The following is a 7,634-nucleotide window of genomic DNA, read 5'->3' on the forward strand; positions in this document are numbered from 1 at the left end:
TTTGTTTCGCTTGTCTACACTGATCTCTCCGCTCAAGCTGGTCCCGTGATACCCGTCCCGCACCGTCGCACCGTCGACCTGGCCCTGCTGGCGGTCGCCGTCGTATGGGGGTCCAGCTACCTGGCCGCGAAGGACTCGGTCGAGCCCGACGGTGTATTCGCCTTCCTGGCAATCAGATTCGGGATCGCCGCCGCCGGCCTGGCCCTCGTCCTCGCGCCGCGGCTGCGCGGGCTGACGCGCACCGAGGTCGCGTGCGGCTCCGCGTTCGGATCGATTCTCGCCGTGGTCCTGACGCTCGAGACGTTCGGTGTCACGAAGACCTCGGCGGCCAACGCGGGCCTCGTCATCTCCCTGACGATGGTCATCACACCGCTGCTCGACCGGCGCCCGGGGGCTGCTCCCCTGCCCGCCGGTTTCTACGGCGCAGCCACGATCGCGGTGGTGGGCGTCGGGCTCCTCACGCAGAACGGCGGCTTCGCCGCAGTCAGCCTGGGCGACCTGCTGATCCTGGGTGCGGCGGTCGCGCGTTCGGTACACGTGACGGTGATCTCGAGGGTCTGCGCTGCCCGACCGGTCGACCCCGGCCGCGTGACGCTCGTCCAATTGTGCACCGCCCTGGCCGCCTTCGTCGTCCTGTCGTCGTGGACCGGACGCGACGTGACCCAGGTGGCCGGCCAGATGACCATGCGCTCGTGGGTGCTGGTGGTCTACCTGGCGTTGGCGTGCACGGTCTTCGCGTTCGCCGTCCAGATGTGGGCGGCGCGCCACACCTCCGCGGCCCGGGTCGGGGTGCTGCTGGGCACCGAGCCGCTGTGGGCGGCCGCGATCGGTGTGCTCGTGGCCGGGGACCCGGTCACCCTCGTCGGGGTGATCGGCGCCGCGCTGATCTTGGCGGGCGTCAATCTGGCCAGGGCCGTCGAGGGCCGGACGCCGCACGGTGTGGCGGCGACTACTTCGCCGTGAGCATCACGTACTGGGCCGAGAGCTGCTGGTGGACGTCGGCCAGCTGGGCACTGCGAGCCTCGATGGCGAACCGGCCGGCAGGGGCCACGCAGTAGAACGCCTGCGGCAGCGCATAGCAATGACTGTCGGGCAGGGCCGTGACCGTCTCGGCGATCGCCATCCCGTCGGAGGTCATCTCCTGACTGAACGCGTTGGTGATCATGACCGCTGCTCCGTCGTCCTTGGTCTGGTAGACGTTCGTGCCGCCCATCGCGACCTGGGTCGTCCCGGTGTCGGAGAACAGCGTCGCGCTGGCGATCGGATTGGTCTGGAAGTGCTCGGCTCCCCGGGTGGCGTACACGGCATTCTTGGCGGGTTCGGTCGCGGCGGCCGGCAGCGTCTTGGCCAGCAGTCCGGTGGGATCGAGCGGGACGGCGGCCAGATCGGCGGCGGGGGTGAACCCGTCGATGGCCGGTCCCTGAGCCTCGATCGTCCTGGCCACCAACGCCGTCGCGCGGTCGAGGCCGTCGACGCTCTGGACGAACTGCATCAACACGAAGGGACCGCGTGGGGTGAAGGACCGCACGGTCGCCCTGGCCGTCGTGGACCCGGTCGCGGTGAAGGGGTAGGTCGAGGCCACGGCCTCGGGATGGCCGGGGATCGCCACCGCCGCCGGGCTGACGCCCCTGACGGCCTGCCGGACGGCCGCCTGGCCCATCGCCGTGCTGGCCGCCGTCGCCGCAGCGGGATCGGGGAACCGCAGCACGGCGTTCACCATCGCCTCTCGGTCCGGAGTCTGTCGGGCCGAGGCGAATCCGTTGATCATGCCGTTCTGGCTCGCCGCGGTCGCGATCTCCTCGGGCCCGAGCGCCTTGAGGACGCCGGCCGAGCTCAACACGTAATAGGTGTTGAGATAGGTGCCGACCAGTTCGTCGTCGACCTCCCAGGGGCCGACGACGAAGTCGGCCATGTGCTGGGCGTCCGACGACGCCCCGACGGCCGGGTTGCCCGACGACCCGAGCGGCGGGCGGGGCGCCGTCGGATACCCGCCGACGTCCAAGAGCGCCGGGCTGACGACCGGCCGCGGCGCGACGGTGGTGCTGGCCGCGCCGGGACTCGACGAGGCCGCCGGCGCGTCCGTGCCCGAACCGCCGCAGCCGACGAGGATCAGCGCGCAGGCGCCGACGGCGCCGACCTTCAGGCTGCGTCCCATGGTGTTCTCCCGTCGTCGCCCGGCGAAGTCACCAACCTAGTTCGCCCACGGCCGCCGACGGCCGGTTTGGGCCGCGAATCGCCGTGCGTCGGCTACGTCTCCAGCACGTCGAGCAGCCGCAGATCCGACACGTACTTGTCGATGAAGTCTCGGGTGAGGTGCGGAACGTCATGCTCCGCACCGATCTTCGCGTCCCGCACCGCCGCCTGGAAGACCTTCGCCGGGGCCAGCGACCCCAGAACGGGCACCTCCGGCCTGCGGTAGGCGTGCAGCAGCGGCAGCACCGACAGCTGGCGCTGCCGTTCGGGCAGCGCGCGCAGCGACGTCTCGAAGCGCCGGAACCAGTCGTCGTAGTCGTCGATGCGGGCGACGGGGCGACCCGACTCGACCAGCCAGTCGACGAAAACGTCCAGCGACACGCCGTCGTCGTGGGGGTTCATCACGTCCATGGAGCGGAACCCGGTCTTCGTCTCGGCCCCGAGCGTCGTGATCGCCTCGGCGACGAAGTCCACCGGCAATCCGTCGTAGTGCGACCGCTGGCGCTCACCGTCGGCCTCGCGGGTGTAGAACGACACCGGCGCCAAGCCGGTGGCCAGCACGCTGAAGATCAAGCGGGTGAACATGTCTGGGACGTTGAGCTGCCCCGCGTACGTGCGGTGCGCGAGGATCATGCCCGATCGAAACACCGACACGGGCAGTCCACAGAGATCGTGCGCCTCGCGGAGCAGCACCTCCCCCGCCCACTTGCTGTTTCCGTAGCCGTTGGCGTAGGAGTCGTCGACGGGCCGCTCGGGGCTCGTGATCCTGACGTCACCGTCCTCCTCGAACCGGGCCGGGTCGACGCCCATCGCCACCGACACGGTGGAGACGTACGCGACGGGCTTGCGACGCGACGTGATGGCCAGCCGGATCACCTCCGCGGTGCCGACGACGTTGGGACCGAACAGCTGTGAGTAGGGCAGCACGTGGTTGACCAGTGCGGCCGGGTGCACGACGAGGTCGACCTCGTCGGCCAGCCGTCGCCAGGCGTCCTCGTCGAGGCCGAATCGCGGCTCGGCGACGTCGCCGACGATCACCACCAAATGCTCCGTCGCCAGCCGGCGGAACTCGTCGAGCAGGTCCGGATCGCCCCCGTCGAACACCGCCTCCAAGCGGGCCCGCGCCGAGGTCACGTCGTCTCCGCGAACCAGACAGACCAGCGTTCCGCCGACGGTCGACAAGCGGCGCAGCCACTCCAGGGCGAGGAACTTGCCCAGGTAGCCGTTGGCACCGGTGAGCAGGACAGTCCGCGGCTGGTCGCGCGACACCGGCGGCAGTGCAGCGGCATTGCTCAAGAGTTCGGCAGGGAGGAAGGACTCGAGGGTCAGATCCGAGGCGCGGACCACCGTGGCACCGGCGCCGTGCACGCTACCGAACGTCGCACCCGCCGCTCCGCCGGACCGCTCGCGCTCCACGTATGCGGCCACGTCGTCCAGCGTCGTGGTGGGGCCGATGATGACGCCTACCGGCATCTCCACGCCGAACACGTCGAGGAGCAGGTTGGAGAACGTCAACGCCGAGAGCGAGTCGCCACCGAGGTCGAGGAACTTGGCGGTGGGTTCCGGTGCTGCACCCGAGATACCCAGCAGCGCCCGGGCGGCCTGCACGACGGAGTCGACGACGGGTTGATGCGCGGCCGACTCGAGCAGCGCACTGAGTTCGTCGGCCCGCGCGTCGTCCAGCTCGGCGTACAGCCGCTCCAGGGCGGCGCCGTAGTGCTCCTTGAGCTTGGGACGCAACAGCTTTCCGACACCTGACAGCAGACCGTTGGCGGCACTGAACGCCGTGGTCTCCACCAGGATGTCGACGGGGAGCTCGTAGGATTGCAGTTCGGCGTCGCGGGCGCTCCGGGAAAGCGATTGCAGGAGAGCGGACTTGAGACCGCCGGGATCGCCGTCGAAGCGGGCGAGGGCATCCTCGGTGGGTACGACGACCGCGAGGAGCGCAGCCCGTTCGCTGTTGCCGTAGACGAAGATCTGACGCACCAGGGCAGCACCGGCGTAGACGGCTTCGAGATTGGCGACCGCGACGAACTCGCCCTGGGAAAGCTTGATGACGTTGTTGCGCCGGTCGACGTAGACGAGGTGGTCCGGTGCGATCTCCGCCATGACGTCACCCGTGCGGTAGTAGCCGTCGGCGTCGAAGACCTCCGCCGTCACCTCGGGTCGCTTGTAGTAGCCGGGCGTGGCCCCGTTGCTCTTCACCAGCAGTTCACCGCGCGGGTGGGGCCGATCGGTGTGGAAGTAGCCGAGCTCAGGCACGTCGACCAATTTGTAGTCGATCACCAAGGGCCGCACGATGATTCCGTCGGTGGTGACGGCGCCGATCTCGGTGAGCCCGTACGCGTCGGTCAGGCTGGCCTCGAGACAGGACTCGATGAACGTGCGCATCTCCGCCGACAGCGGTGCGGTGCTGACGAAGCCGCCGAGCACCCGCCCGCCGAAGACGTGTTCGCGCAGTTCGGCCTTGGCGAGGGTGTCGGCCGTTACCTCGTCCACGCCCTGGGACACCAGCCGTTCGACACCCTGCTGATGACGCTGAAAGAGCATGTCCACCACCCTGGGCACCAGGCCGACGTCGGTGGGCCGCACCAGCGTCCAGTCCTCGAACAGCGTCGACAGGTCGCTCTCGGGGACGAAGTAACTCGTGCCGCCCGCCTGGAATGCCGACGAGAGCGGGATCCGGCCGCCGAGATGGTTGAGCGGGAGGAAGTTGACGTTGAGCACCGGGGCATCCGGCGCCTTGAGCGGCAGAGTCCACAGCGTGGCGACCATCTTCTCGGTCCACATCGCGCCCTTCGGCGCACCCGTGCTGCCCGAGGTGTAGAGGATCATCGCCAGCCGGTCCTGGTCGGCCCCGGTATAGGGCGCCGTCGGCGGCAACGCCCGGCCCCGCTCCACCGTCGCAGCAAGCGTCTCGACCACGACGTCCATGCCCTCGGCATCCAGACGGGCCACCGCAGCCGCCAACCGGTCACGGTCGTCGTCGACGTCGGTCGAGAAGTCGAAGACCACCAGGCGGCGCAGCGAAGTGCTGCCCACCGCCGATTCCACGGCCAGTTCGAGGTAGGCGGCGCTGACGGCGAGGACCACCGGATCGGCCTCGGCGAGGATCGGCTGCAGACGTGATGCGGGTGCGTTGTGCTGAAGGGGGACGGCGACCAATCCCAGGTAACCGCAGACGAGGTCGACCGTCAGGTAGTCACCGCTGGCGAAGCCGATGGTGGCGACGAAGTCGCCGGGCCGAACCGGCGACCGCGAGTCCTGGCTCCATGCGCTCGCGACGGCGGTGACGTCGGACCACAGCTCGCGGTAGGTGGTGGTGTCGAACTCGGGCCGCAACGTTGCCACACGTCGACCGGTGTCCGGATCGGTGACGACGGAACGGCCGCGACTTCCGATTGCGGGGCGATCGCCGTAACCGTCGACCAGGGTGGCGAGCACTTCGGGGAGCCGCAGACTCGGCTCCCGAGCGGCCGTCACGACGTCCGGCCGCGGCGTGGCGGCGTGGATCTGAGGGTCCGCGGCCAGGAGTTCGGCGGTCCGGTCGCGTGCCGTGGTGGGAGGGGAAACGTCGGTGGTCATCGATACCTCGCCTGTGCTGGGACACCCGCCCGCTGACTGCGCTCCGGGTAAGCCAGACCCTACGCGGCTGGCTTTACCCCAGGCAAGTCAGCGTGGCATCATGAGGTTGTGACTTCCATGACGTTGAGGGGCGTTCTCGCCGATCGCGACAGCTGGTCTGCCGCAAACTGCACGATGGCCGCCGCCCTCGACGTCGTGGGTCGGCGAGCCAGCATGTTGCTGCTGCGAGAGGCGTTCTACGGTGCGCACCGCTTCGAGGAGTTCGCGCGTCGGGCGCAGGTCAGCGAGCGCATCACCGCAGCCCGTCTCAAGGAACTCGTCGACGAGGGCCTGCTGGAGCGGCGACCGTACTTCGTCGCCGGACAGCGAAGCCGCGAGGACTACCACCTCACCCGCAAGGGCGAGGAGTTGTTACCGGCCCTGCTGGCCCTGATGCAGTGGGGCAACCGCTGGACACGGCCCGACGGAGCCCGCGTCGCCATGACCCACGCCGACTGCGGCAGCCCGATCGCCGTCGAGGTGCGCTGCGAGGCCGGCCACGCCGTCACCGCCGGCGACATCGACGCAGCGCTGCGCCGCGGTGAGTCACCACAGCGCTGACTAGCGTGACGACCATGTCCCTCATCGCCTCCCGTGTCGCGCCGTCGGCACTCGGTGTCGCCCTGATCCTGATGACGATTCCGGTGCCGGCCGCTGCCGACTCGGCGAGCCCACTGTTCGCCCTCGTCGACGCCGCCGCACAGCGCCTTCAGACTGCCGAGCCCGTGGCCGCCTCCAAGTGGACCACCGGCGGCTCGATCAGCGACCCCGCCCGCGAGACCCAGGTCATCGACGCGGTCACCGCGGCTGCCCGCGACCGCGCCGTCGACCCCGACTACGTTCGCCGGGTCTTCCGCGATCAGATCGACGCGACCGTGGGCGTCGAGTACGCCCACTTCAGCGGCTGGAAGCTCGATCCCGCCAGCGCACCCACCAGCGCACCCGATCTGTCCGATTCTCGGTCGGCGATCGACGGGTACAACCGCACGATGGTCGACGAGATTGCGGCACAATGGAATTCGCTGCACTCCCCCGCGTGCGCGAGTGATCTGGAGGCGGCCAAGACGGCCGTGGTCGGCGGCCGAAACCTCGACGACCTCTACCAGCGTGGGCTCGGTTTCGCGACGAGCTCCTATTGCCGGTGAACCACCAGTCGACGTCAGCGTGAACACCGCGTTGACCTGGGTGAACGGGCATCTGGTCGATTAGGCGTTCGGGGTTGGGACGGTCTATGGTCTACCGCGGTCCGTCGTCCGACACAGGAAAAGTCCTCATGCCTCTTCAGCCCACCTTGCGGCGCGCACACAACTCCGTCGGCACTCGCAGGCACCGCGTCATGCCCAGAATGAGCTGCCCCACCGTCGGCCAGAGCTTCGACATCCAGATCAGCCGGGAACTCGACGGCTGGTCGATCCAGATTCCCGAGATAAGTGGCGCGACGCATGCACGTCGGCGGGAGCTGGTCGAGTTGGCGGCGCGAGACTACATCTCGGCCATGACCGGCATTCCGATCGGCTACGTCTGCGTGTACGTCGCCCGGGAGACCGTCGGCGCCGAATAGCGCTTGGCCCTCAGTTGGTCGAGGGTGACCGGCGTGGGTCCTCGGGGTCGTAGGGGTCGTACCACCACCAGTCGGCGCGTTCGCCGAGTGGGCCGGTGCACGGTGGCACCGCCGGTGGTGGCTGGGTCGGTGGTCTCGCCAGGGACGCCCCGGTCAGGACCGCCCCGTCGGTGTCGGTGACGACGAGGTGGGTGGCGGTGCCGGCGATGGTGATGCCACCGCGGTGGTGCAGCCGGTGGTGAAACGGGCACAGCAG

The 7,634-nt window shown here is 69.3% G+C and carries 6 protein-coding genes and 1 pseudogene; 4 read left to right on the plus strand and 3 right to left on the minus strand.

The window, feature by feature from the left end:
* The first annotated feature begins 45 nt into the window (after positions 1-45).
* On the plus strand, positions 46-963 hold the full coding sequence (locus tag ABZ195_RS23735; protein WP_355222099.1) for a DMT family transporter: 918 nt from the start codon (positions 46-48) through the stop codon (positions 961-963).
* Here ABZ195_RS23735 and ABZ195_RS23740 read toward each other — a convergent pair.
* Together ABZ195_RS23740 and car are read right to left on the minus strand one after the other, a co-directional pair.
* Complete coding sequence (locus tag ABZ195_RS23740) at positions 950-2,155, minus strand: hypothetical protein (RefSeq protein WP_355222101.1); 1,206 nt, start codon at positions 2,153-2,155, stop codon at positions 950-952. The genes ABZ195_RS23735 and ABZ195_RS23740 overlap by 14 nt on opposite strands.
* Before the next feature lie 92 nt (positions 2,156-2,247).
* Entirely contained in the window at positions 2,248-5,778 is a 3,531-nt protein-coding gene (car, locus tag ABZ195_RS23745; RefSeq protein WP_355222103.1) for a carboxylic acid reductase, read from the minus strand.
* 117 nt (positions 5,779-5,895) lie between these two features.
* On the opposite strand from car, the gene ABZ195_RS23750 reads away from it, so the two are divergent.
* From ABZ195_RS23750 to ABZ195_RS23760, 3 genes are all read left to right on the plus strand, one after another.
* Positions 5,896-6,378: a helix-turn-helix domain-containing protein gene (locus ABZ195_RS23750; protein ID WP_355222105.1), complete on the plus strand. Its 483-nt coding sequence runs from the start codon at positions 5,896-5,898 to the stop codon at positions 6,376-6,378.
* 14 nt (positions 6,379-6,392) lie between these two features.
* Positions 6,393-6,962 (plus strand): chorismate mutase, encoded by a 570-nt coding sequence (locus ABZ195_RS23755; protein WP_355222107.1) that lies wholly within the window; start codon positions 6,393-6,395, stop codon positions 6,960-6,962.
* A 200-nt stretch (positions 6,963-7,162) separates the two neighbouring features.
* On the plus strand, positions 7,163-7,378 hold the full coding sequence (locus ABZ195_RS23760; protein ID WP_355222109.1) for a long chain fatty acid-CoA synthetase Faa4p: 216 nt from the start codon (positions 7,163-7,165) through the stop codon (positions 7,376-7,378).
* A gap of 10 nt (positions 7,379-7,388) precedes the next feature.
* On the opposite strand, the pseudogene ABZ195_RS23765 reads toward ABZ195_RS23760, so the two are convergent.
* Positions 7,389-7,634: pseudogene (locus ABZ195_RS23765) on the minus strand (hypothetical protein); the annotation flags it as partial.

It is taken from the genome of Mycobacterium sp. NPDC006124 (assembly GCF_040614235.1).
Taxonomy (GTDB): Bacteria; Actinomycetota; Actinomycetes; order Mycobacteriales; family Mycobacteriaceae; genus Mycobacterium.